General features: G+C 72.7%; 21 protein-coding genes. 5 read left to right on the top strand and 16 right to left on the bottom strand.

Annotated elements, in window-relative coordinates:
- Window positions 1-52: 52 nt before the first annotated feature.
- The gene (locus ACFWV8_RS35685; RefSeq protein WP_384214165.1) at window positions 53-1,060 is read right to left on the bottom strand and encodes a cupin domain-containing protein; all 1,008 of its coding nucleotides are present in this window, start codon (window positions 1,058-1,060) and stop codon (window positions 53-55) included.
- 123 nt (window positions 1,061-1,183) lie between these two features.
- Window positions 1,184-1,972: a FadR/GntR family transcriptional regulator gene (locus tag ACFWV8_RS35690; RefSeq protein WP_384214167.1), complete on the bottom strand. Its 789-nt coding sequence runs from the start codon at window positions 1,970-1,972 to the stop codon at window positions 1,184-1,186.
- Window positions 1,973-2,079: 107 nt separating this feature from the next.
- Here ACFWV8_RS35690 and ACFWV8_RS35695 point away from each other — a divergent pair, with 107 nt between their 5' ends.
- Entirely contained in the window at window positions 2,080-2,850 is a 771-nt protein-coding gene (locus tag ACFWV8_RS35695) for a class II aldolase/adducin family protein (protein ID WP_384214169.1), read from the top strand.
- Window positions 2,851-2,904: 54 nt separating this feature from the next.
- Window positions 2,905-4,002 (top strand): ornithine cyclodeaminase family protein, encoded by a 1,098-nt coding sequence (locus tag ACFWV8_RS35700; RefSeq protein ID WP_384214171.1) that lies wholly within the window; start codon window positions 2,905-2,907, stop codon window positions 4,000-4,002.
- A gap of 265 nt (window positions 4,003-4,267) precedes the next feature.
- Here ACFWV8_RS35700 and ACFWV8_RS35705 read toward each other — a convergent pair whose 3' ends face one another.
- Window positions 4,268-6,076, bottom strand: coding sequence for a flavin-containing monooxygenase (locus tag ACFWV8_RS35705; RefSeq protein ID WP_384214202.1), 1,809 nt, complete (start codon window positions 6,074-6,076; stop codon window positions 4,268-4,270).
- A gap of 199 nt (window positions 6,077-6,275) precedes the next feature.
- Here ACFWV8_RS35705 and ACFWV8_RS35710 point away from each other — a divergent pair, with 199 nt between their 5' ends.
- Complete coding sequence (locus tag ACFWV8_RS35710; protein WP_384214173.1) at window positions 6,276-7,331, top strand: SMP-30/gluconolactonase/LRE family protein; 1,056 nt, start codon at window positions 6,276-6,278, stop codon at window positions 7,329-7,331.
- 9 nt (window positions 7,332-7,340) lie between these two features.
- Here the strand turns inward: ACFWV8_RS35710 and ACFWV8_RS35715 are convergent, their stop codons facing one another.
- Both ACFWV8_RS35715 and ACFWV8_RS35720 read right to left on the bottom strand, forming a co-directional pair.
- A complete protein-coding gene (locus tag ACFWV8_RS35715) occupies window positions 7,341-7,934 on the bottom strand; it encodes a helix-turn-helix domain-containing protein (RefSeq protein WP_384214175.1) in 594 nt (197 codons plus the stop codon).
- A gap of 94 nt (window positions 7,935-8,028) precedes the next feature.
- Window positions 8,029-8,811, bottom strand: a complete 783-nt coding sequence (locus tag ACFWV8_RS35720) for an SDR family NAD(P)-dependent oxidoreductase (RefSeq protein WP_384214177.1) — start codon at window positions 8,809-8,811, stop codon at window positions 8,029-8,031.
- 86 nt (window positions 8,812-8,897) lie between these two features.
- Between ACFWV8_RS35720 and ACFWV8_RS35725 the strand changes: the two genes are divergently transcribed.
- Window positions 8,898-9,746, top strand: a complete 849-nt coding sequence (locus ACFWV8_RS35725) for a helix-turn-helix transcriptional regulator (RefSeq protein WP_384214179.1) — start codon at window positions 8,898-8,900, stop codon at window positions 9,744-9,746.
- Window positions 9,747-9,768: 22 nt separating this feature from the next.
- Here the strand turns inward: ACFWV8_RS35725 and ACFWV8_RS35730 are convergent, their stop codons facing one another.
- The 11 genes from ACFWV8_RS35730 to ACFWV8_RS35780 form a co-directional block, all read right to left on the bottom strand.
- Window positions 9,769-11,556, bottom strand: coding sequence for an ABC transporter ATP-binding protein (locus ACFWV8_RS35730; protein WP_384214181.1), 1,788 nt, complete (start codon window positions 11,554-11,556; stop codon window positions 9,769-9,771).
- On the bottom strand, window positions 11,553-13,295 hold the full coding sequence (locus ACFWV8_RS35735) for an ABC transporter ATP-binding protein/permease (RefSeq protein ID WP_384214183.1): 1,743 nt from the start codon (window positions 13,293-13,295) through the stop codon (window positions 11,553-11,555). Before ACFWV8_RS35735 ends, ACFWV8_RS35730 begins: the two co-directional genes overlap by 4 nt.
- The gene (locus ACFWV8_RS35740; protein ID WP_384214185.1) at window positions 13,292-14,779 is read right to left on the bottom strand and encodes a nitroreductase; all 1,488 of its coding nucleotides are present in this window, start codon (window positions 14,777-14,779) and stop codon (window positions 13,292-13,294) included. Before ACFWV8_RS35740 ends, ACFWV8_RS35735 begins: the two co-directional genes overlap by 4 nt.
- Window positions 14,780-14,792: 13 nt before the next feature.
- On the bottom strand, window positions 14,793-16,160 hold the full coding sequence (locus ACFWV8_RS35745) for a YcaO-like family protein (protein WP_384214204.1): 1,368 nt from the start codon (window positions 16,158-16,160) through the stop codon (window positions 14,793-14,795).
- Window positions 16,157-17,770, bottom strand: coding sequence for a CocE/NonD family hydrolase (locus ACFWV8_RS35750; protein WP_384214187.1), 1,614 nt, complete (start codon window positions 17,768-17,770; stop codon window positions 16,157-16,159). Before ACFWV8_RS35750 ends, ACFWV8_RS35745 begins: the two co-directional genes overlap by 4 nt.
- Window positions 17,767-18,642 (bottom strand): hypothetical protein, encoded by an 876-nt coding sequence (locus tag ACFWV8_RS35755; RefSeq protein WP_384214189.1) that lies wholly within the window; start codon window positions 18,640-18,642, stop codon window positions 17,767-17,769. The genes ACFWV8_RS35750 and ACFWV8_RS35755 overlap by 4 nt, the downstream gene beginning before the upstream one ends.
- 124 nt (window positions 18,643-18,766) lie before the next feature.
- Window positions 18,767-18,901, bottom strand: coding sequence for a streptamidine family RiPP (amiA, locus tag ACFWV8_RS35760; protein WP_329391973.1), 135 nt, complete (start codon window positions 18,899-18,901; stop codon window positions 18,767-18,769).
- 64 nt (window positions 18,902-18,965) lie between these two features.
- The gene (locus tag ACFWV8_RS35765) at window positions 18,966-19,799 is read right to left on the bottom strand and encodes an ABC transporter ATP-binding protein (protein WP_384214192.1); all 834 of its coding nucleotides are present in this window, start codon (window positions 19,797-19,799) and stop codon (window positions 18,966-18,968) included.
- 66 nt (window positions 19,800-19,865) lie between these two features.
- Window positions 19,866-20,954, bottom strand: a complete 1,089-nt coding sequence (locus tag ACFWV8_RS35770) for a FecCD family ABC transporter permease (RefSeq protein WP_384214194.1) — start codon at window positions 20,952-20,954, stop codon at window positions 19,866-19,868.
- Window positions 20,951-22,027, bottom strand: coding sequence for a FecCD family ABC transporter permease (locus ACFWV8_RS35775; protein WP_384214196.1), 1,077 nt, complete (start codon window positions 22,025-22,027; stop codon window positions 20,951-20,953). Before ACFWV8_RS35775 ends, ACFWV8_RS35770 begins: the two co-directional genes overlap by 4 nt.
- On the bottom strand, window positions 22,024-23,010 hold the full coding sequence (locus ACFWV8_RS35780) for an ABC transporter substrate-binding protein (RefSeq protein WP_384214198.1): 987 nt from the start codon (window positions 23,008-23,010) through the stop codon (window positions 22,024-22,026). Before ACFWV8_RS35780 ends, ACFWV8_RS35775 begins: the two co-directional genes overlap by 4 nt.
- A gap of 114 nt (window positions 23,011-23,124) precedes the next feature.
- On the opposite strand from ACFWV8_RS35780, the gene ACFWV8_RS35785 reads away from it, so the two are divergent.
- Window positions 23,125-24,381: a hypothetical protein gene (locus ACFWV8_RS35785; protein ID WP_384214200.1), complete on the top strand. Its 1,257-nt coding sequence runs from the start codon at window positions 23,125-23,127 to the stop codon at window positions 24,379-24,381.
- Window positions 24,382-24,448: the final 67 nt, after the last annotated feature.

The following is a 24,448-nucleotide window of genomic DNA, read 5'->3' on the forward strand; positions in this document are numbered from 1 at the left end:
GCCCCACACCGTGTCCGCGGTGTGGGGCAACGGCCGTTCCGGCCGATTCTGATCAGACCCCGGGTGCCTCGTACTCGGGGGCGTCCTCCATGAAGTGCACCGTGTCGTAGCCGAGGTGCTTGAAGACACGGTTCTGCGCCGAGAGCACGCGCAGCGGTGTGCCGTCGTAGGCGAAGAGCTGGCAGACGTGGTTCTGCGGCACGTACAGCGTGTCGCCCTTCGTGATCTCGTGCCGCGTGGGCTCCTTGGCGACCCGCGCGTAGTACTTCTCGGCGATCTCCGCCTCGACCTCCCACTGGAGGGCGTAGCCACTGCCGTCGAGCACGTAGTGGACCTCGTCGGCCATCTTCCAGTACTTGCCCGAGCGGCTGCCGGCGGGGATGTCGAGTTCGAACGCGTCGATCGAGAAGATGCGGGCATCGGTGCGCTCCGGTGAGGACATCACCCGGACACGGCCGAGCGGTGTGTTCTCCCAGGTGGTGTCCCCGACGCCGATGACCTTCTTGCGGTCCCCGACCCCGGGTGTCCAGATCCGCGACCAGTCCTCGCGGGGCCCGAACCTCTCCTCGCCCTCGACGGGGCCGCTGCGTCCCTGCTGCAGGAGGCCCATGAACATCCAGGTGCTCTTGGCCTTCACCACCAGGGCGGTGGCGGTCTCGTCGTAGGGGTTGAAGTGGCGGTGCACCGAGTCGGTGTGGACGAACACGAGGTCGTCCTTGGTCCAGTCGTAACGCTTGTCGTCGTGGATCTCGTAGCCACGGCCCTCCAGGATGTAGAAGGCCGCCTCGTTCTGGTGCCCGTGCCCGTGGTTGCTGGACCGCGGGGGCAGTTCAACGAAGTGCACCTGGATCGTCTGGGTGAGGAAGTCCTCGTCGCCCGGACCCACGCGCCACCACGTCCGGGACTTCTCGCTGTCGCCCGAGTGGGCCACCTTCGCGTCGTCGACGACCACGGAGTCGTCGCGCACCCGGTCGACGGCCAACTGTTTGCGCCGGAACTCGCCGAGCCCGTACGTCTGCGAGGTCAGGCCGCGGACGAAGACCCGTCCCTGCTTGCCCATGCTGCCTTCTGTGCCGGCTGAAGCCACGCCCTGGAACCATCTGATGGTATGACCATAATGCCTTACCGTCGGACATGAAAGAGTCCCGGGCCCAACAGGACCCGGGACTCGTCCGCGCTTCGGTCACTTGCCTCCGCTGTCGGCCTTCACCCGCGAAGCCGTCCGCCCGACATGCGTACGCATGATCTCCGTCGCCGCCTCCGCGTCCCGCGCGGCGACGGCGTCGACGAACTGGCGGTGTTCCTTCGATCCGTACTGACCCATCTTCGGCTCCACACTCTGCGCCTCGCGCAGACTCATGAGCAGCGGGCCGTGGAAGGACTGCACGAGCATCTCGATCGCGGCGTTGTGCGTGCACGCGGCGACGCGGGTGTGGAAGGCGGCGGACATCTCCATGTCGTACGCGCCCTGCTTGACCGCTTCCGCGTGCTCGTCACACATCACTCGGAGCGCGTCGAGGTCCTCCTCGGTGGCACGCTCGACGATCAGGGGGATGATCCCGAGCTCGAACACCAGCCGCGCCTCGGTGACTTCGGACGCGGACAGCGGCGACAGGGTCAGCAGATCGGCCAGCCCCTCCCCCACCCGGCGCGACGACGGCGCCGTCACGAACGCGCCGCCCCGGGCACCGACCCGGATCTCGACCAGTCCGCTGGTCTCCAGACTGCGCAGCGCCTCACGCACTGTCACCCGGCTGACCCCGAACTGCACGCACAGTTCTCGCTCACTGGGAAGCCGGTCGCCGGGCTGCAGGCGCTCCTCCTTCAACAGCAGTTTGATCTGGTCGACGATCAGCTGGGAGACGCGACTTGAGGAAACCGCCTTGAAGAGACCGTCGGACGAGGCGCTCCGCTTGGCGGAGGTCCCGACTTCGGCCTCAGGGGATTGGGACTGGCCGGGGCGTGATGACATACCCGCATTCTCCCATTGGTCAGAGGCTTCATTGACGCTATCTTACTCAATGGATTAAAGTCATACCAACAGACCCATAGCCCAGCCGACTCCGGATCGGGGCGTCGATGACCGAGCCGCCCCAGGATTCGTACGAGATGCTGCGTGAGCAGGTCGCCGTCGCGTGCCGTGTGCTCGCGGTCACCGGGCTGGTCGAGCACGTCCTCGGTCATGTCAGCGTCCGGACCGGCCCCGACTCCTTCCTCGTACGCGGACGCGGACCCAACGAGCGCGGCCTCGCGTTCACCGTCATCAAGGACGTGCGGCAGGTCACTCTCGACGGCGCGGCCGAGGTCTCGTCGGACGACTGGGCCACACCGAAGGAACTGCCCATCCACAGCGAGGTGTTGCGCGCCCGGCCGGAGGTCACGGCGGTCGTGCACGCCCATCCCCCGCCGGTCGTCGCCGCGTCCGTCGCGGAGCTGCCCTGGCTCCCGCTCATCGGGTCGTACGACATCCCTGCCGCACGGCTCGCCCACGACGGCATCCCCGTGTGGCCCCGTTCGGCGCTGATCCGCCGCCGCGATCTTGCGGAGGCGATGGTGGCCGCGCTCGGCGACCGTCCCGTGGTCGTCCTGCGGGGTCACGGCCTGGTCGCCGTGGGCACGGGTGACCCCGCCCATGCGGTCGCGGAGGCCGTGACCCGGGCCCTGGCCGTCGACTCCCTTGCCCGCATGGCGCTCGCCGTCGCCTCCACGGGTGCGCCGCTGCGCCCGATCCCCGACGAGGACCTCGCCGAACTGCCGGACCTCGGCGCGGCGTTCAACGTGTCGACGATGTGGCGCCACCTCCTGGCCCGGGTCGAGGCCGAGGGCCCCGGTACACCACTGCGTACCTGACCGGCCCCGGCCACCAGGCCCCGGCCCGGACGGAAGCCGACTGAGGGGAGACTCATGCTCGTTCTCAACAACGAGGTCACGGCCGGCGTGCTCACCATGCCCGATGTCGTGCGGGCCCTCGAACAGTCCTATCGGGACCTGAGCGCGGGTATCGCCGTCTGCCGTCCGCGCATCGACCTGTCCCTGCCCGTGGACGACGAGCGCGTCTACCAGTGGGGAACGATGGACGGCGGATCGGCGCGTACCGGCTACGTCGCCATCCGCATGAAGTCGGACCTGCTCACGGAGGTCACCACCGGGAGCAACCGGACCCAGGAGAAGTACTGCGTGGAACCGGGGACCTTCTGCGGGCTGGTGCTTCTGCTCGACGCGCGCACCGGTGAACCCCTCGCGCTGCTCAACGACGGGCTGTTGCAGCATCTGCGCGTGGGGGCCGACTCCGCGATCGGCGCGGACTTCGGAGCACGCGAGGACGCCCGCGTACTGGGGCTGCTCGGTTCGGGCGGGATGGCACGGAGCCACATCGAGGCGTTCCGTACGGTGCGCCCGCTGGAGCGGGTGCGGGTCTACAGCCCCACCCGGGCGAACCGGGAGCGATTCGCCGCGGAGATGCGCGAGAAGCACGGCATCGACGTGGTGGCGGTGGACACGCCCGGGAAGGCTCATGAGGGCGCCGACATGGTGGCCGGATGCACCGATGCGGTCGGCAGCGTCGTCCTCGGAAGCCCGCTGCGGCCGGGAACTCACATCACCTGCGTCGGCGGGCGCCTGGACGCCGACGCGCTGCGGCGCGTCGATGTCTGGCTCCGGCTGGGCAGTGCCAGCGTGCCGACGTCGGCGCCGGCCTGGGCGACCGACGACGAGTACGTGACCTACCGGGCTCGGCCCGACGATCCCGTCTGGCAGCGCCACCGCCATGGCAAGGAGGCCCGCCGGCCGCCGGGCACCGCCCGGGTGGTGCGCCTCGACGCCGTGCTCGAAGGCCGCGCCCGCGCCCGCGAAGACGAGAGCCAGGTGACCTTCTCGGAACGCGGCAACATCCAGGGAGCCCAGTTCCACGCCATCGCGGCCCTCGTCTACGAACGTGCCCGGGAGCGGGGCCTGGGCCGGGAGATCCCCCGCGAGTGGCTGCTGCAGGACATCCGCGACTAGGTCCTGTCCGGTGGATCTTCGGGGATAGCCCGGGGCGTCTGGTGCGGTGCATCGCAAGGCGCCGAAGTGCCCGCAGGGTGGTTTCCTGTGGGCACTTCGGCAACGCGGCGAGGTGCCGTGCCAGGCGATCCGGGCCCGCGAAGATCCACCGGACAGGACCTAACCCCCGAAATCCTGGGAGTAGGGGCTGCCGCACCCGGCTTCTCATCGGCGGGTGCGGCACTTCCACAGCACTCGTCGCGCCACCCTGGACGCATCGGCAGCCCTACGGCCGAGTGGACGTCCTGTCCTGGAGGACCTCGTCCAGGGACTCCTCCCGCCATCGCTTCAGGAGTTCGTGGAAGGCGTACGCGCCGTGGGGGTAGGCGGTCGGGCCGTTCGGCCGGCCGCGTCCCTCACCGTTGTAGTAGCCGGGGGTGCACTCGGCGTGGAACCACTCGTGGTCGGGGGCGCCCCCGGCCAGAACGGCGATCCAGGCGTCCTCCGCCTCGCGGGACGGTTCGATGACGGCGCCACTGGCTTCCGCGCCCGCGACGAGGGCCGCCGCGTGTACGGCGTGCTCGTCGAGCACGTGCGTGTAGTTGACGCTGCTGGCGCTCTGCGTGCCCCCCAACTGGATCAGGTTCGGGAAGCCGTTGCTCGTGAAGCCGTGCAGGGTCCGCGGGCCCTCCTGCTGCCAGGCGTGCCGCAGTTGGACGCCGCCCCGGCCGTGGACGGGCAGGTGGCCGGAGTGGACACCGGAGGTGCCGACGGAGAACCCGGTGGCGAGGATCAGACAGTCGAGTGCGTACTCGGTGCCGCCGACCACGACCCCGCGCTCGGTCATCCGCTCGATGCCGTGGGTGTCCGCGGTGTCGACCAGGGTGACATTGTCGAGATTGAACGCCTGGAGGTACAGGTCGGAGAACGTGGGGCGCTTGCAGGCGTACCGGTACCAGGGTTTGAGCTTCTCCGCCGTGTCCGCGTCGATGACGATCCGCTCCACGCGGGCCCGGATCTCGTTCATCTTGGCGCCGTCCGTGACCTCGTAGGCCGCTTCGAACGCCTTCCGGTCGGCCGGGCGGCGGAAGCTCGGCAGGAGCTTCTCCAGCAGGCCGGCGGACGAGGTCCACCGGTCCGCCACGAGATCCTCCCCCACGGATTCGCCGGACACCACGCGCAGGAAGTTGTCACGGCGCTCCCGTGCCCAGCCGTCGTGGTCGGCGCCGACGTCCTGCGCGGTGGTGCGGCGGTTGGCGCGCACGTCCACGGTGGAGGGGGTGCGCTGGAAGACGTAGAGATGTCCGGCGTCCTCGGCGAGCTTCGGGACGACCTGGATGCCCGTGGCGCCGGTGCCGACCACGCCCACGCGCTTGCCCGAGAGGCCGGTGAGGCCGCCGTCCGGGGTGCCACCGGTGTAGGCGTAGTCCCAGCGCGACGTATGGAAGGTGTGGCCCTTGAAGTCCTCGATCCCGGGGATGCCGGGAAGTTTCAGCTCGGACAGGGTGCCGGTGGCCGTGACGACGTACGTGGCGCGGAACTCGTCGCCCCTGTCGGTCGTGACGATCCATGCCTCCGCGGTCTCGTCCCAGGTCAAGGACGTGACCGACGTGGAGAACAACGCGTCCGCGTAGAGGTCGAACTTCTCGGAGATCCGTACCGCGTGCCGGCGGATCTCCTCGCCGGGAGCGTACTTCCACTCCGGTACGTATCCGGTCTCGTCGAGCAGCGGAAGGTAGACGTGCGACTCGACGTCGCAGTGGATGCCCGGGTACCGGTTCCAGTACCAGGTGCCTCCGAAGTCACCGCCCTTCTCCACTACGCGGACGCGTCCGACCCCCCGTTGGCGCAGACGCGCGCCGGCGAGGATGCCGCCGAAGCCGCCGCCGACGACCGCGACGTCCACCCTGTCCCGCAGCGGCTCACGCTCGGGCGTCTCACCCGCGTACGGATCGTCGGCGTAGTAGCCGAAACGGGCGTCGGCGGCGAGGTACTGCCGAGCGCCGTCGGGGCGCACGCGCCGTTCCCGTTCGACGCGATAGCGCCGCCTCAACTCGGCGAGTTCGGTGGCGGACAACGCTTCGGAGTTCGTCATTTCGGAGTTCGTCATGTGGGGGATCTCGATCCTTCCGGTTCACGTCCAGAAAGCCGCTTGTCCGACAACTGGCAGAGGAGTCACCGGACTTGAGCAGGCATGTACTACCGTAGCAACTACCGGACAGCGTTGTCCGGTTGAGGCGGAGGAAGCATCCGTCCGCCTCGGAACGGCTACCTCGGACAGAGAGAGTGACCCCATGCGACGAATCCCGATCCGATCCCTCAGCGGGCTTGCCGCGATCGGTCTGCTGACCCTCACCGGGTGCGGTACCGGCACAGGCGGAGCGGCCGGGGGCGCCGCGGCGGCCGGGAACACGGCGGCGGCCACGGGCGCGGACAGGACCATCCGGGCCCAGAAGGTCATGCGGCTGACGAAGGTGCACGAAGAGACCGGCATGACCCTGCTGGAGGGTCCGACCTTCGGCGAGGACGGCAAGCTGCTCGTCGTCGATGTCACCGCACCCGCCGGCGAGCCCAAGGTGCTGAGTGTCGACACGGCGAAGAAGACGTCGCGCCCGGTCCACACCGACGGCCGGGGCGCCTACACATCGGCCCAGTTCAGCCCGTACGACGGGCGCGTCTATCTCACCGACTTCTCCCACGGCGACATCGTGAGCCTGGCCCCGGACGGCGGTGACCGGCGCACCTTCTTCTCCGGTGAGGTCGACGGAGCGCGGATGAACCCGGACGACCTCGCGTTCGACCGGGACGGCAACCTGTACATCAGCGATTCACGAGGCATGTCCGAGGGCGAGGCGACCGGGCGCGTGGTGCGGATCGACCGCGCGGGGAAGAGCGTGACTGTCCTGGCGGATGAGCTGGCAGCGCCGAACGGGATCTCGTTCGACGCGGATTACCGTGGTCTGTGGGTCAGCGAGCTCACTCAGAACCGCATCTCCTACCTCCGCCTGGACGACAAGGGCGGGGTCACTTCCCAGCACACCGCGATCCGGGTCGACGGCGGGACGGCACAGACGGACTCGATCGCCGTGGACGCGGACGGAAACCTCTATCAGGGTCTGCACGGCCGCGCCGCGATGGTGGTCTACAACCGGCACGGTGAGCGTCTGGCCACCGTCACGGTTCCCGCCCAGGCCGGAGGGCGCGAGGCCGAAGGGCTCGAATCGGCCACCAATGTCGCGATCACGCCCGGCGGGACCAAGGCCTATATGACTGTCAGCGGCCCCGCGGGGGGCTACCTCTACTCCTTCGACGCGCTGGCGGAAGGTGTCAGGCAGTCCAACGGCGGCTGACCGCACCCTTCACTCCTCGAAGGGGCCCACCGGTCCCACCTCGACACCGAGCAGCCGCCATCCCGCCAGCGCTCGGTGTTCCCGCTGCTCGCGGGTGGGGCCGGTGACGGCACCGGAGACCATGGCGACAGCGATCATGAGATCGCCTTCCGCGCCGGTCAGCGGATGGCCGTCAGGCAGCAGTGTCCGAAGGGCATGCTCGACCCGCCCGGACAGCTCGAAGGCGTACGAGAGATCGCCGGAGCGGCCGGCCAGACCATCGGCGTGCAGGATGCTGATGAAGGCGGCGGACTGGGTCTGATGCCAGGTCAGAACACCGAGCACCCCGGCGATGTCCGCCCCCCGCGCTGCCGCCGCCTGCTCGATCTGCCGGACGTTCTCGCCCAGAACGGCGGTGGCGACGGCGGCACGATCGGGAAAGTGCCGATACAGCACTGCCTGCCCCACTCCGGCTCGCCGCGCTATGGCGGAGAGCGGAGCGTTCAGGCCCTGGTCCGCGTAGATCTCCCGGGCGGCGGCGACAAGCGCCGCCCGGTTGCGGGCGGCGGCCTTGCGCCCTTCGTTCGCGGGCCGCCGCTCACCAGGTGGAGGTTGCCGAGTCACCCGGAGAGAGTACCGGGCCGGGGCAATCCGGTCGGAGCGTCGACCGCACGGCCTGGGCGACGTCCTCAGAGCGTGGGCGACGGCCTCAGGGCCTTCAGGCGCCGGCGCCGCCGTCGACCGGGACGATCGCGCCGGTCACCATCGCGGCACGGTCGCTGAGCAGCCACGCCGCCACCTCGGCCACCTCACGGGGCTCGGCCATGCGGCCGAGCGGGGTCATGGCGATGTTGCGCTCGATGATGCCCGGGGAGACCGCCTCCCACGCGTCGATCATCTCCGTGGCGGTGCCGCCGGGCGTGATGCCGTTCACCCGGACGCCCTGACGGCCCCAGGTCACGGCCGCGGTCTCGGTGATGCTGTTGAGCGCGCGCTTCATGGCGCCGTACGCGGGGAGGGCCGGGTTCGCGCGGCGGCTGCCGATGCTCGACGTGTTGACGATCGCGCCGCCGCCGTTCTGTCGCATGAGGGCGGCCTCGGCGGTCATGGCGGTCCAGTGCGAGCGGAAGTTCACGGCGAACTGCTCGTCGATGTCCTCGTCGCTCGTGGTTTCCAGCGGGCCTGGCCGCTGGATCGCGGCGCCGTTGTTGAAGGCGCCGTCGAGCCGTCCGTGCAGCTCCTCGACGCGGCCGACCGCCGCGCGGACACTCGTACGGTCGGCGAGGTCCAGGGTCACGGCGTCGGCGACGCCTCCGTCGGCACGTATCTCGCCGACGATCCGCCGCAGCGCGTCCGTGCCGCGGGCGGCGAGCACGACGGCGGCGCCCTCCGAGGCGAAGAGCCGGGCCGCGGCGGCGCCGATGCCGCGGCTGGCGCCCGTGATGAACACGACCTTGCCGGTGAGCAGGCCGATGGGTGCGATGTGAGTGGTGTTGGTCATGACGACACTGTCGGGTCGGCCACCGGGCCGGATACAGGCACAGGCGGTACCAGGATCCGCCGCCGCGTGGCGTGCAGACTTGGAGTATGAACAGACAGGAACTCGGCGCGTTCCTCCGCAGCCGCCGCGAGCGGCTACGGCCGGAGGATGTGGGTCTGCCCTCCGGGCCGCGACGCCGGACACCAGGTCTTCGCCGTGAGGAGGCCGCGGTCCTCGCGCACATCTCCACGGAGTACTACGTCCGGCTCGAACAGGGCAGGGCGCCGCGGCCGTCGGGCGAGGTCCTGGCCGGGATCGCGGGCGCGCTGCGGCTCACCGACGCCGAGTCCGACCACCTCCACAACCTCGCGGGCACCGCGCCGACCCGTAACCGTCTGCACCGGCGCGACGTCCGCCCGAGCATCCTCACGCTCCTCGACCGGCTGCCGCGGACGGCCGCCTTCGTGACGTCCGCCGTGTTCGAGGTACTCGCGTGGAACGATCTGACGGCCGCGCTCATGGAGGACTTCGGCGCGCTGGCCCCGAGGGACCGCAATCTCGCGCGCCGGGCGTTCCTTGAGCCGCGGCGACCCGGCGCCGAGCTGTACGGGATCTCCGACGCCGCCGAGTTCCGGCAGCAGGTCGTCATGGAGCTCCGCGCCACCGTCGCCCGCTACCCGGCGGATCCCGCTGTGACCGGTCTCGTCGACGAACTCCACGACGGCAGCCCCGAGTTCGCCCGGCTCTGGGCACGGCACGACGTGCGGGCCGCGCCGATGCTCACGAAGACCTTCCGCCATCCGGTCGTCGGCGAGATCACCGTCGACTGCGACGCGCTCACGCTCACCGACCGCGACCAGCGCCTCGTGCTCTACAGCGCGCCCCCGGGATCCTCCGGGGCCGAGGCCCTGGCACTTCTGAACGTGCTGGGAGCCGAGGCCGGTGACTATCTCTGACCGCCCGTGCCGGCCGACCCGATCAGCCAGCTCGGAAGAGCTGCGCGAACGCGCCCCCGGAACACGTCAGTTCGTCCCAGGTTCCCTCCTCCACGACCCGTCCGTCCTCCAGCACCGCGATGCGGTCGGCTCTGCGGACGGTGGCGGGGCGGTGGGCGATCACCAGGGTCGTACGGCCGGCGGAGACCCGCGCGAGGGCCGCGGCGAGTTCGGCGTCGCCCCGGTGGTCGAGATGTGCCGTGGTCTCGTCGAGGACCAGGACCCGGGGGTCGCCGAGCAGCGCCCTGGCCAGGGCCACCCGGGCCCGCTGTCCGCCGGACAGGGTGGCGCCCCGTTCGCCGACCGCGGTGCCGAGTCCTTCGGGGAGGGCGCCGACGAGTGATTCGATGCCACAGACACGGATCACCGCGCGCAGCTGCTCCGTGGTGGCGTCAGGAGCTCCGAGCAGCAGGTTCTCGGCGAGGGTGCCGTGGAAGAGGGGGGCCTCCTGTCCGACGACGGCGATCGCCGCTCGCAGGTCCGGCTCGGACAGATCCCTCAGGTCGGCGGGGTCGGCGCCGGACTCCGGCACCAGCTCGACAGCCCCCTCGTGCGGGTCCCAGTAGCGCGCCAGCAGATGTGCGCAGGTCGTCTTGCCCGCCCCCGACGCCCCGACGAGGGCCACGGTCTCTCCGGGCCGTACCGTCAGGTCGAGTCCGTCCAGCACCGCCCCGCCGCCGTATCCGAACCGCACGCCGCGCAGCCGTATCCCGAGCGGTCCGGCCGGTACGGGGCGGGGAGCCGCCGGTTCCGGCGCGCCCGCGGGTGCCTGGAGCGCGGCGCGGACCCGGACGGCCGCGGCGCGCAGCCCGCCGGCCTGGCCCAGCGTCGCCGCGGAGTCGGCGACCGGTGCCAGTGCGCCGAGGGCCAGCGCCATCGCGGCGGGTGCCCAGGCTCCTTCGAGCCGGCCGCCGTCGGCCACGTACACCGTCGCGGCGACCACGCCGATCACCGCGCCGACGACCAGCAGATCGCGCAGGCCCGCCGCGCTCGCTTCCCAGGACTGCTCGGCCCGCTGTTCCCGGGCCAGCCGGTGGCCGGACGACCGCAGACGGGCCCGCCTGCGGTCCAGGGCCCCGGCCGTCAGCAGCTCGCGCAGGCCGTCGACCGTCTCGACCGTCTCGGCGGAGAGTTCGGCGAGCGCGGTCCGGGTGCGGGCTCCCCGCACGGCACGGCCGCGGCCGTCCAGGACGGGCGCCAGGGCGAGCAGCAGCGCGGCCGGCAGTACGGCGGCGAGCAGCCAGGGGTCCAGCGTGGCGAGCACCACCGCCGCCGCGCCGAACACCAGCCCGGAGGCGAGGAGTTGGGCGATGGCGTGGGCGTAGAAGAATTCAAGGGCTTCCACGTCACCGAGGGCGGTCGCGGCGAGATCGCCGCTTCGGCGGCCCGCGATCCGGGCGGGCGCGCTGCGGGCGAGCCCGTCGAAGACGCGGACCCGCAGTTCGGCGAGGACCCGGTAGGCGAGGTCGTGCGAGAGGTCCATCTCCCACCAGGTGGAGACCCCTCTGATCAGGACGAGCCCGATGAGCGCGATGACCGTGGCGGTGGACGGGGGGCGGTGCTCGGTCACCGCTGTGCCCACGGCGTACGCGCCGAGGGTGACCAGGGCGACCAGCGTCGCCTGGCCGGTCAGGGCGGCCAGACAGGTGCGTACCAGCATGGCGCGGTGCGCGCCGAGAACGGGCAGCAGGGAGCGCAGGGCACCGGCCGGACTGCCGTCGTGTATGGCCGCGCGGGATTCGTCGGGTCGCTGCTGGGGCGGTTGCTTCACGCGGCCTGTTCCTCCCGGACGGCGCCGCTGCCCGCGGCGACGAGCGAGGCGTAGACGCCTCCGCTCGCCAGCAGGCTCGGGTGATCGCCTGCCGCGACGACACGGCCCGCGTCGAGGACGACGATGTGGTCGGCGTGGCGTACGGCGTCGAGCCGGTGGGCGACGACGAGGCAGGTACGTCCACGGCTCGCCGTCAGGAGTTCGCTCACGATCCGGGCCTCGCCGCGCCGGTCGACCGCGCTCGTCGCCTCGTCCAGGACCAGGACCGGCGCGTCGGCGAGCAACGCCCGTGCGAGCGCGAGACGTTGGCGCTGCCCGCCCGAGAGTGTGGCGCCGCGTTCACCGACGAGCGTGTCGTAACCGTCCGGCAGACGGGCGATCTCCTCGTGGATGCCCGCCGTTCGTGCCGCCGCGCGTAGTTCGGCATCGGTCGCGGAGGGCCGGGCCAGGCGCAGGTTGTCCGCCACCGTGCTGTGGAAGAGATACGTCTCCTGGGACACCACGGCGATGCCCCGGCGCAGGGAGTCGAGCGCGTACGCGGCGGTGGGCGCCCCGCCGACGGTGATCTGTCCGCTGTCCGGGTCGCGTTGGCGCAGCAGCAGGCTGAGGAGAGTCGACTTGCCCGCCCCGGAAGGTCCCACGATGGCCGTGGTGCGCCCGGCGGCGACGGTGAAGGTGACCCCGTCGAGGGCGGGCAGCTCCGTGCCGGGGTGGGTGAAGTGGACGTCGTGGAAGGTGACTTGGGGGGCCGCGTCCCACGTCGCGGAAGCCCTACCGTGATCGGCCACCTTGGCTTCGGCGGTGCGCAGCGCGGCGATGCCGTCGGCCGCGGAGACGCCGAGATAGCCCGCGTGCCATTCGCGGGAGAGGTCACGGACCGGCCGGAAGCACTCCGACGCCAGCAGCAGGAGGAGGTACGTTCCGACCTCGGTGGTACGCCCGGTGGTCGCGGCGGCGCACGCGACCAGGACCGCCGCGGCCGTGCCGCCCTGGACCGCGAGATCGGTGAGGCCGGTGTCGACCAGCGAGACGCGCAGCTTGGCCACGGTGGCACGGTGCAGCGCCGCCGAACGCCGCCCCAGCCGTTCCCGCGTACGTCCGACCGCTCCGGTGGCACGCAGCGTCGCCATCCCCTGCAACGCTTCCAGGTAGTCGGCCGCCAACGCCTCGTAGGTGTCCCAGTGTTCCCTGCCACGGCGCGCCAGGAGCCTGTCCCACCAGCGCGGTCCGAACAGCGCGAGCAACAGCGCGGGGGCGAGGGCCAGTACGGCGAGCGGCTCCACGTGGGCGACGACGCCGAGCAGCACGAAGGGCACGGTGCAGGTGATGACCAACTGCGGGAGGTAGCGGGACACATAGGAGTCCACGCCCTCCACACCGTCCACGACGGTCGCCCTGACCGCGCCCGCCCGCGCGCCGGTGACCGCGGTCGGCCCCAGGCGCCCGAGGCGTGCCAGCAGGTCGTCGCGGAGCCGGACCCGGACGGTCGCTCCCGCCGTCACGGCCGTCAGCCGCTGTGCCCTGGCCAGGACGGCTCGTACGAGAACGACGGCGAACACCCCTCCGAGCAGCGCGGGCAGTCCGTCCAGGTCGCCGCGGGCGATCCGGGACAGTACGACGGCGAGCAGGACCGCCTGCGCGAGATGGGTGAGTGTGACGGCGGCGAGCAGGGCGGTGGCGAGCGCGAGCGGCCGGGCCGCGCCGCGCGAGGCCCGTAGGAGTTCGGGGTGGAGCATCATGGGCGTTCTTCCTCGTAGGACGGAGAGTTCGGGGCGGGCGGGCCGCCGAGGGCGAGAGCGTGCACGATCCAGTCGCGGCCGGGGGCCTCGCCGAGTGCGGCTCCGAGGTCGGCCTGTTGCCAGGAGCCGACGGGCCGTGCCGGCAACCCCTCTGCCACCGCGTGGACATGGGCGATTCCGGCGGCGTATCCGGCGGCGAGGTGGTCGAGTCCGATCCGGGACGCGGAGGCGTCGGAGGGACAGCCGTGGGCCAGGAGTACGGCTCCGGCGTCGGCGATCCAGCGCTGTCCTGCCGCCCAGTGGGCGAGGGTGGGCCGCGCCTCTCCGGCGGCCAGGACGCTCAGAGCCGGTGCGGGTGGCACGGCGGGGCGCGGCCGTGGGCAGGCCGGTGTCCGGGCGCGGTCGGTGTCCCGGGGGGTGAGGGTGAGCAGCGCGGGCGAGGGGGCGCCGACGGCCGCGCTCCACGCGGGTCCGCCCGGCCACGCGCCGACGGCCGTGGTGAGGATCCGGGCCAGCAGGTCCTCGGGGAGCGGCTGCGTGAGATCGGCCGGGTCGGCGCTCCGGCGCCCGGTCAGCACGCGGTCGGTGACGTGCGCGGGGCGGGTTACCGGGTGCCAGGTGCGTCTGGACTGTTCGCCCGCGCCGAGGAGTTCGAGGAGTTGCCGCGTTTCGGTGAGCGCGCCGGGCGGTGCTCCGCCCACGGCCGGGGAGGGGGCGGCGGCGAGCGGCAGCGAGGCCCAGACGGACAGCGGGTCGTCCGGACGGGCGGTCTCGCGAGGGGTGAAGTGGACGGCGGCCAGGGGCTGTTCAGGTTCGGTCCCCGGCCAGAGCGCCGTCCACTCGCCCGCCCGCGGGAGTCCGGCCGCCGCCGCGAGGGTGGCACCGTCCGCGTCCAGGCAGACCGCCGTATCGGTTCCGGACGCCGCGAGCACCAGGGCCGCCACGGCGTGGCCGGCGTCCAGAAGGAGCAGGGGCCAGGCCCGGTGGCCGTAGTGGGTGAGCGTGTCGACGGCGTCGACCGTGAGTACGGCGACAACTCCTCGCGGCCCGTCGGCCGAAGCGGACGCCGGGGCCTGGCCACGGCGGTGGATCCGGTGGGTGCCCGGATCGTAGGCGTACCGCCCGGGTGGCAGCGAGCAGCCCTCTCCCACCAGCAGGTGGGTCCGGACGGGGTGCAGGGCGCCGGCGGACGGTACGGGGCGCAGCCGGCCCGCACCGCTGCCGCCGGGCACCGCGAGTGAGAGCCTCAACAGGCGGTCCACGTCGACCCGTTCGCCGGCCGAGGACTTCTGCTCCGGTCCGCCGTGCCCACCCGGGCTCTCCGGCGCGCCCAGCGGCGCGAGGCGAGACGACGGCTCACCGGCCCAGGGGAAGGACCGGCGCGGCGCCAGGGCTGCACGGGAGGGCACACGGGCGGACCTGGCGAGGGCGAGGGCCCGACGCAGGGTCTCTCCGGCGGTGGCGGATACGGGAGCGTGAGTCATGGGCGGGGTGCCTTCACATGTGTGGTGGCGGAGCGAGCGTGAAGTCCGCGGGCCCGGCGGGTGGTTGGGTCCGCCAGCCTCTGCCGAGCGCGGCTTCGGCGAAGCGGGGAGAACCGAAGTAGCCGAAGGCGGCGGGGGCGTTGGGGATCAGACCGGAGACCAGGACGCGGGCCACGCGCAGCGAGGTCTCGGCGACGTCCTCAGTGGTGAGGTCGAAGGTCATCACCCGGTGTCCCCCGGCGGCGAGGGCGGCGTCCAGTGCCGCACGGCTCCCCCGGGCGCGGTCGGTGACGGGGACCGTGCCGAGAGCGGGTGCGGTGAACCGCCGGGCCAGGGGCGTCATCCGGTCGTCCAGCCAGACCTGCACATGCGCGCCGAGGTCGCGTACGGCGGCGAACTGCGGTCCGCAGTCGTCGAGATAGCGCCGGTCGGCCCGGTGGCCGAGGTAGAGGCCGCGGGCGAGCATGCCGGCCTCCACGGCCCGGAACACCCAGCCGTCGGCGTTCACCGCGCCCTGCGTGAACACCCAGGTGTGCACGGCCTCCAGGACCGCCTTGCGGGCCGCTTCGGCCGGGTCGTAGCGGCAGGCGAATCCGGCGGCGTGGATGCCGCGCCCGGGATCGTGGACGAGGGCGGCCATGCAGGGGGCGAACTCGGAGGGCATCTCCACGATGTGGACCTCCAGGTCCGCGCCCGCCAGGTCCTCGGCGAGGCCGGGCACCGTCGCCGGGTCGATGCCACGGGTGGGACCGTCGAGATGCCACCACAGCTCCAGGGCGTCGCGCTCCACGACTTCGAGGAGCCCGCGCTCGACGGCGTCGTCGTATCCCTGGCCAGTGGCTATCCCCGCGTAGTTGAGGTGGTGGGTGCGCGGGAGTGAACGCAGCTCGCCCTGCCGCCAGTTGAGATGGGTCAGGGCGACGGGCGCCCAGCACTCCCGCCCGTCCTCGGTACCCCGCGTCCACAGTGCCGGTGTTCCGGCCCGGAGCGGGGCGTACGGGAATCCGTCGCGGCCGTACTGCCAGGAGGCGTACGAGGGCAGTTCACCGGGCCCGTACAGACACAGTCCCTCCGAGGCCAGTTGGGCGGCGGTGGCGCGCCGGGGCGCCCGCGGGTGGCCGGGCGGCGGGAGTCGGTTGCCGCAGTAACGCTCAACGGCCTCGGCTACGGCGGCGATCCGGGCGCCGTCGGGGTCACCGAACGTGGTGCCGAGCGAGACGCGGTCGGCCGGCCAGGCGCCGAGCCGGCGGGCGTCGGAGACATTGGCGGTCATGGCGACATAGCGGGGCGGGGCGCCGTCGGGGTGCTCGACGGGCGCCACGTCACGGATGAGGCCGCAGACGGGATCGACGAGGGCGTCGATCGGCAGGGAGGTGGTCAACGGCATGTCTCCGGTACGGGCTCGACGTATTCGCGTCGGGCGGTGACGGGCAGGAGCAGGGCGCTGCCCCGGGTCAGTACGGTCCTGCGGGACGGCGCGAGGCGGGTGGCGGTCACCGGGTCCTCGCCGGTGTGCGGGTTGCGGGCGTGGGCGGGGAAGTGGTGTCCGGCGATCTCGACGCGGAGTCTGGTCCCGGCGTCGAGACGGCGGCCCAGGGTGCCGAGCGGCACGGTGATGTCGACGGTTTCGCCGGGCGGGTCGGTGCGCCGGACGATGCCGAAGGCGAGCGGGTCGGCGCGGCCGTCCGGATCGAGGGCGACGACCCGCACGGCCCAGTCGGCGCACGGCGCGTCGCTGACAGCCCGGACCCTGGCCTCGGCGTGCCCGGCCAGATCGAGCGGGCGGGGCAGCGGGGGCGAGAGCAGCACGCACCGGTCGGCGCGCTCAGGCTGCGCCGGGACGGTGAAACCGTCGGAACGGACAGGCCGGTCCGGGTCGGCGGTGAACTCCGCGCCGTGCAGCAGCCGCAGGCCGGTGGGGCTGCCGAAGGCCAGGGCAGTGGGTCGTGGGGAGGCCGGCGCTCCGTGCGCGGCGCTCGCCAACTGCCCGGCCACGCCCGCCGTTTCACGAACCGGACCGTCGTCCGATCCCGGCACACGGCACCAACGGCCGCTGTCACCCAGCGCGATGACACCGCGCCGGGTGTGGTCGATCCGATCCGAGAGAGCCGCCTTCGCCCACCGTACGTACAGGGCACCGAGGTTGATCCGGCCGCCTGCGGCAAGCCCGGCGACCGGCGCGGCTCCCCCGGTGAGCCGGTGGCCCCACGGTCCGAGCAGCAGCCGGGACGGGCCGCCCCAGCCCCGCCACAGCGCCACCGTGTCCTCGGCGAACGGATCACGGGTGCCGCCGACCGCGAGGAGCGGAATCCGGGCGGCCGAACCGAGCAGGACCAGCCGGCCGCGCCGGCAGTCGTCCCACACCCCGCTCCAGGAAGGGAGTTCGCGGTCCAGCCGCTCCCCCAGTCCGACGACCGGGAGGTGTTCAAGGAGCCGGGGATCCCTGGCCAGGGCCTTCTCCAGCGCGTCGGGGTCCGAGTCGGAGCGGTCGCCGTGCGCCGCCCACCAGCCGGCCCGCGCCCGGAGCCGCTCGGGCCCGGTGGACTCGCGGGCCGTCTCGGCGAGTCCGAGGGCGGGGACGGCCGCGATCACGGCATCCGGCGCGCCGTCACCGTGACCTTCGCCGTGCGGCCCAGCGGTCACGGCGGTCACGAGCCCGCAGTAGGCGGCGTACGAGGCTCCGGCGGCGACCACCTGACGGTTGCTCCATGCCTGGCGCCGCACCCAGGCGATGGTCGCGGCACCGTCCTCCTCCTCATGGCTCCGGTACGGGTGCCACTCCCCTTCCGAGCCGTGCCTGCCCCGCACGTCCTGGGCGACGGCGGCGAATCCGCGCGCCGCCCAGCCGCGCAGCTCGGCACGGTGGGCGGTGCGGCCGTAAGGGGTTCTGATCACAACAGCGGGGTGTGGATCAGGCGTTGGCGGCAGACACACGTCGGTCGCCAGCCGGCTGCCGTCCGGCGCCGTGACGTACAGGGTCCGGAGGGTCATGGCCGGCTGCCCGTCCGCCCGGCGGGGGCGGGCATCGGAGCGACCTCGGGAACGGGCAGGACGGGGTGCTCGGTGAGGGTCAGGTCCCTCAGGTCCAGCCGCCGCAGTCCGCGCCGGGCGGGCAGACGGGAGGCAGGGTGCCGTTCTCCGGCCGCCCAGCCCGCGAGGTCGGCGGTGAGCAGCGCGGCGATCAGCGCGGCCGACGCCTCGGTGGGGTGCGGGCCGGTGTCGGGGGTGCGGTGCCCGGCCCAGTAGGCGGCGAGTTCACGGTGGGCGGGGGTGGCGGCGAGCCTGCGCAGGCGTACGTGGGCGGAGGTGACGTCCCCGGGGGCGGAGGCGGCGGGTTCGATCCAGCTGTGGGCGCCCTCCCGGTGACAGCGGAGCCAGCCGACGCCCAGTCCGGGCAGTCGGTCGGCCTCGTCCCAAAGCCCGGTCGGAACAGGCGAATCGAGGCACCAGACCACCGCGGTCGGGGTGTCGGGCGCGGGGCCCGCCACGAGCCGGGTGACCTGTTCCGGTTCCGCCGGGTGGACGTCGGCGCCCTCGGCTCCGGCGAAGCGTGCGAGCGGCGCGGTGAGAACGGGGTCGCCCAGGACGAGCACCGTGCGTCCGAGCAGCGGACGTCGCGGCGGTCCCGCCGCTGCCGGAAGGGCATAGCCCGCCTTCTCGAACGCCCCGACCAGCGGCGCGAGTTCGGCCTGCGTCCGCGTACCGTGCCCGCCCTCCCCCGTGACCAGCCGGTGCGTCAGCGCCTCGGCGTCGGCGTGACCGGTGTCGACGCGCAGGAACTCCCCGTCCGCGGTGCGCAGTACGAGGCCGGCACCGGGGACGCTGACGATCCCGGTGCCGGAAGCGAGTCGGCTGCGGGTCACGGGAACCTCCGGGGATTGATCGCTGTCAGGGGGCGTGGTCTTGAACGGGACGGGCCCGCCCGGAACGGAGCCGGACGGGCCCGTCGCGCTGCTTACGAACCTGCTGTCGCCAGCAGGAGTTGTGCTACTTCTCGTCCGCGGTGGCGGCCTCGACGGTGTCGTCGAAGGGGTTCTCGACGAGGGCGTTCGAGTGGGTCGCGGAGAGGTGGGCGAGCTGGCCCTGGTCGGCGATCGGGCTGAACACCTTGTTGTGCTCCATGAGTTGCTGCCTCCATTGGTTTCGATTGGCGGTTGCGGCTGTCCTGCTCGCCGCACCACCGACACTAATGAATATGATTTTCATTCCGCAATAGCTGGGAGAGCTCGACAGGGTGATCTGGGTAACAGACCGGCCAGCCGCCCTCGTCGTCGAGGCCCACCCGGCCCCGGACACCGAGCACTTCGGCGAGCAGCGTGGGGTCGACCACCTCGTGCGGCGTGCCGTCGGCGGCCACCCGGCCGTCGCGCAGGGCGACGATCCGGTCCGCGAATCGGGCAGCGTGGTTGAGGTCGTGGAGCACCATCACCACCGTCAGCCCGCGCTCCTCGCGCAGCCGCACCACCGTCTGGAGCACTTCCAGTTGGTGCCGCAGATCCAGATAGGTGGTGGGCTCGTCGAGGAAGAGAACCCGGGTGTCCTGGGCCAACGCCATGGCCAGCCGCACCCGTTGGCGCTCGCCACCGGACAGGGCGTCCACCGGGCGGTCGGCCCAGGCGGTGACCCCCACATCGGCGAGCGCCCGCACGGTCACCTCGTCGTCGCCGTCCCGGAGCATCCCGAGCGGCCCCCGCGCGGCGTAACGCCCCTGCCGAACCATCTGACGTACCGTCAGTCCCGGCACGGCCGGGGCCGATTGATGCAGCAGCGCGACGCGGCGGGCGGCGGCCCGTCTGGTCAGCCGGACCGCCTCGTCCCCTTCCAGCAGTACGCGCCCCCCGGTCGGGGCGAGCAGCCCGGCGGCGAGTTTCAGGAAGGTGCTCTTGCCGCAGCCGTTCAGCCCGATCAGGGCCACCAGTTCGCCGGCCCCGATACGCAGATCGACGCCGCGCAGGACATCCCGCCCCGGATACCCGAAGCTCAGGTTCTCGGCCCGGACGGCGCCGGAATCCTCAGTCATCGTGTCGCCTTCTCTCCCCATCGCGGCGTGTCCCCGGCGTCCTTCGCGAGGGATCGCGCCGGCCGTTCATCGCTCGTCCGTACGCCGGCGGGCCACGATCAGCAGCAGCACCGCACCGGCACAGGTGGTCAGCGCGCCCACCGGAACCGTGAGCCGGTCCGTGTCGAGCACCTCGGTCAGCGACCGGGACAGCGCCTGCGCCGCGGCGTCGGCCCCGCACACCACGACCGCCCCGAGCAGCGCCGCGCCGGGGAGCGCGATCCGCAGATCGGCGCCGAAGAGCGCCAGCGCCAGATGCGGCACCAGCAGCCCGACGAAGCCGAGCGCGCCCACCGCGGAGACCGCGCCGGCCGTCAGCGCCACCGCGCAGACCAGGGCCGCCGCCCGGCCCCGGCCGGTGTCGAGCCCGGCCGCAGCGGCCTGTTCGTCGCCGCAGCGCAGCAGCGTCAGCGGCCCGGCGAGCAGCCAGGCCGCCACCGCCCACGCCAGGGCCCAGGGCCACAGCAGGTGCCAGTGCTGCCAGACCCGCCCCTCCGTGGAGCCGATCAGCCACTGGACGACACTGCCCAGCTCCCCCGGCGCGACCAGCAGCACCATGGCGGTGCATCCGGCGAGCACGGCGGAGACGAGCACGCCGTACACCGCGGTCTGTTCGGGATCGCCCTTCTCCCGCCCGGCGAGCAGCCAGAGCAGTCCCGCTCCGGCGAAGCCGCCGAGACACGCCGCGACGACCACCGCCGTCGGGGACTCCCAGCCGGCGAGCCCGAGCCCGGTGGCTGTCACGGCGCCGAGCACCGCGCCCGGGGTGACGCCGGTGACCTCGGGCCCGGCCAGCGGATTGCGCAGCGCCGACTGGAGCACGAGCCCCGCCAGTCCCAGGCTCGCGCCCGCGACCAGGGCCACCAGCAGCCGGGGCACGCGGAGTTGGAGCACGATGTGCCGGGCCATGGGGTCGCCGCCCCCGAGCAGGACGTCCCGGACATCGGCGAGGGAGAGGGCACGTCCTGCGACCAGGTCGGCGCAGCCGACCACAACGACGAGCAGCGCGAGGACCGCGATCCTGGCGGGCCCGCCCCGCACGGCGCGCAGGGCACGCCCAGTCCTGTCCGCGACGACCGGCGGCGGGGACCACGGCAGCGGCGGTGGCGCGCTCATCGTTCGGCCTTCCGCAGAAGGGGCGGTGGGCCGTCCCGTACCGGACCGGCCGCCGCCCCGTACCGCCCGGCAGGTGCCACGCGGACCTCGGTCCGGGCTCCCCGCCCCCGCAGCTTCAGCAGCGCGACCCCCACGGGCACGCCGACCAGCGCGGTCCAGGCCCCCACCGGGGTCTCGACCGGAGCCAGGGCGAGGCGCGCCGGCTGGTCGGCGCAGAGCACCACGACGGCACCGCACGCCGCCGACAGGACGAGCAGGCGTCCCGCGTCGCCGTCCGGCCGCAGCCGCCTGGCCAGTTGGGGTGCGAGGAAGCCGACCCAGGCCACCGGTCCACAGACGGCCACGACCGGGGCGATCAGGACAACGGCGATGGCCAGCGCGGCGACCCTTGCGCGGCCGACCCGTACGCCCAGCGTGCGGGCGTCGTCGTCCCCGAGCCGCAGCACTCCGAGCACCGGCACGCAGAGCACGAGTGCCGGTACCGCCACCACGAGCCACGGCCAGAGACCTGTGACGTCGTCCCAGGTCCTGCCGGAGAGACTGCCCAGCAGATAGCGGTAGATGAGCTGGAGATCGAGTTGGTCGGCCAGCACCATGAGCACCAGCAGCCCCGCCTGAAGCGCCGCGGCGACGGCGGCCCCGGTGAGCAGCACCGCCGAGGGGCTGCGTCCGAATCCCGCGGCGACCAGGGTGAGCACCCCGCCGAGGGCCGCCCCGCCGAGCGCGAGGAACGGCTGCACGGCGAGCGGCACGGACAGGGTGAGCACCAGCGGAGCCGCCACACCGAGCGCCGCGCCTGAGGAGACGCCGAGCATCTCCGGGACGGCGAGCGGGTTGCGCAGCGCCTCCTGGAGCACAAGTCCCGCGGCGCCCAGACAGGCCCCGGCGACGACCGCCAACACCAGCCGTGGAAACCGCAGTTGGCCGACGACGACGCCCTCAAGGCCATCTGAGCCCAAGGTCTGTGCGAGCCGGTCGGGTGCCACGTAGGGCGTCCCCAGGCACAGCGCGCTCACGGATCCGGCGAGGGCAGCCGTCAGCAGACAGACAACCGCGACAGGCCGGTGCGTCACCGGAGCGCGGCCGTCGCCTCGTCGAGGACCAGGCCCAGGGAGCGGGTGCCGCGCCCCTTGGCCCACACCTCGGAGTCGACCTCGATGACCTTGCCGTTCTTGACGGCTGGAATCTGCGCCCAGAGGGGGTTCTCGGCGAGCTTGTCGGACAGCTTGCCGTCGGGGGCGCCGAAGGAGAGGGTCTCGACGAACAGCACGTCGACGTCGCGCGCGAGGATCTCCTCCAGGCTGTACGTGCCGTCAACTCCCCGGCTCTTCCAGGGGTAGTGGGAGATCTTCGGGAACAGCCCGGCCGCGACATCGGTCTCCGGGGTCGCGACGCCGAAGTTCTCGTCGCTGCCGAAGATGATCAGTGCGGTCGCGTCGCTCCGGTGCTTCTCGGCCTCGGCCAGACGGGTACGGAACGTCCGCTCCGCCTTCTCCCCCTGCGCGGTGCGCCCGGTCAGCGCGGCCAGGTCGCGCAGATAGCCGACGCTGTCCTGCCAGGTGCCCGGCTGTACCGGCCAGAAGGTGGTGGCGCCCTTCAGCGCGGGCGCGAGCTTGCCGTGGGTGTCCTCAAGGCCGATCACCAGGTCCGGTTCGTAGGACAGGATCGCCTCGGCCTCGGGGCTGAGGAAACCGCCCGGCACCACCGGTATCTTCGCCGCCTTCTCCTTGCCCAGGAACGTCGGACGCGCGAGCAGCGCGGAGTTGGTGGCGGCCGGGGTCATGCCCAGCTCCGCGAGGATGTCGTCGCAGAGCGCCACCAGGCAGACGACCTTCTCCGGGGGCTTCGCCAGGGAGACGGTGACATTCCTGGCATCGGTGATCTCTCTCGCGGCCTCGATGGGCCGCACCTCGACGCTGGTACGCGAGGTGGCACCTCTCCCGCCCTCACCCCCGGAGTCGTCGTCGGCCGGGTCCGCGGAGCCGCAGCCGACCAGCAGACCTCCCAGGACGGCGGTCGCGATCCATCGGCGGGCTTTCAGCACGGTGCGTGGCATGGGTGGGTTCCTCAGTTCTGTCGTCGGTTCTGCCGTCGATTCCACTGTCAGTCTCGTCATGATAATCATTACCAATAACGCGCCCGACAACTGACCCCGGAACCGGAGATCGCCGTGACCCTGCCCCCACGCCTGCTGGTCGCCGACCAAGTAGCGGGCCGGACAGCCCTGTTGGACCTCCCCGACGGCACGGAACGTGCGGCTCTGAACGGTCGGCACCTCGCCGAGCACGCCGGGTTCCTCGCACTTCGCGGTGACCGGACCGCGTTCGTGGACGACCGGGCCGGTGAGTTGCTCGTACTCGATCCCTACGGTCCCGACGCGGGACGGCCCTTGGTCGAGACCGCGGTGCCGGTCGCCGTACCGGCGGAACACCTGTCGGCCGACCCGGCCGGGCGGCATCTCGCCGTCACCACGGGTCTCGGGCGCAACTGGGAGGCGTGGTCGGACCTGCTGACGGCTGTCGTCCTCGGGGCACCGGGGCACGCCGACGCCGTGCGCGTACGCACGCGGGTCGGCGAACCGGGCGTCACCGTCGTCGGCGGCGGCGGGGAGCCGCTGGTCGTCCTGCGCCACCGGGAACCGGGCGAGCTGACGGTTCACCGGCACAGCGACCTGATGGCCGCCGCTCCCGCCTGTCCTCCTGCGGAAGCTCTCCAGCGCATACCCCTGCCGGACCATGACGCGCACGGGGACGCCCTGGACCCGCTCACCGGACGGCTGTTCGCCGCGGCGGGCTCAGGCGTGCACCGCGCCCGCAGGGAAGGCGACAAGCTCATCACGGAGCCGCCGCTGCCCTGGGGGGCCGACGGCCGGAGCGGCGGACGAGGTTTCTATCTGCGGCTCGATCCGGTCCGGCGGACCCTGTGGTCCTGCGTACGGGGCGGGCCGGCCGATCCCGGGAAGTGGCCGGACTGGACCAACGACGCGTGGTGGCATCAGCTCGACACCGGGAGTACGGGCCGGCTGGACCTGGGCCCCGGCCTCGTCTTCCGGCTGGCGGTGACCGCCCGTCACATCGCGTACGCCCGTGTCCACCCGGACGGTGACGAACTCGTCCTGCTCGCGGCGCCGGCCGGACCCGGCGGGCGTCCGCACGTCACGGCCCGGCTCCCGCTGCCGGAGATGGCGGGGGCCCCACGCCGGGGCGGTACGCCGTGGGACGGGGTCCAGCGCCGGGCGATCGCCGGCTCGCCGGGAGGCCCGCTGGTGGCCGTCTCGCGGGGCGGGCACGGCGAGATCCATCTCTTCGACGCGGACCGGGCCGTTCCGCTGACCACTCTCACCGTCCCGACACCGCTCGACGACGGGGGTCATCTCGCGCTGCTCACACCTGGCGACGGGGCACACATGGACACGGTCGGCCGGTGAACGGCCCCGTGCCGCCGACGAGTTGGACGGCCGACGGCCGGGTCGCACCGCGCGGTGTGCGCGGTGC

This window comes from Streptomyces sp. NPDC058665 (assembly GCF_042714995.1).
Lineage (GTDB): Bacteria > Actinomycetota > Actinomycetes > Streptomycetales > Streptomycetaceae > Streptomyces.